1 protein-coding gene is annotated in these 405 nt (G+C 41.2%); it reads left to right on the top strand.

The window, feature by feature from the left end; all coding sequences use genetic code 11:
* The coding region (locus tag A3712_RS19555; protein WP_197465870.1) for a TonB-dependent receptor domain-containing protein at positions 1-405 on the top strand (405 nt) is incomplete at both ends.

Genomic DNA, 405 nt, shown 5'->3' with positions numbered 1-405 from the left:
TTGGTCGATTACTGGCTATGATACGAATGTCGAAGACCTCATCGATTACAATTACGCGACAAGCAAGTACTACAATACCGATGGCGAAAGCCAACTACGTGGTGTGGAAATGGTTGTTGGGTTTGATACCAGCTTTATCAATCACCAAGTGAGCGCCAACTTCCAAGATCCAGAAAATCAATCTGGTGAGCAGCTGACACGCCGAGCTAAGAAGATTTATAAATATAATGCAGTGGCTAGTTTCGATGAAGTTGATGTTTCTATAGGTTACCAATATGTAGGTGAACGACCTGACTTCTCTGAGGATCTTACGGCATATAGCTTGCTCGATGTTTCAGTTAACTACTATGCGAATGAAAACCTAACCTTAAATGGTCGAGTAGATAACTTAACAGATGAAGAGTA

Origin of the sequence: Vibrio sp. HI00D65 (assembly GCF_001635455.1) — a bacterium.
Taxonomy (GTDB): Bacteria; Pseudomonadota; Gammaproteobacteria; order Enterobacterales; family Vibrionaceae; genus Vibrio.
This window is presented reverse-complemented; position numbering and strand designations above follow the sequence as displayed.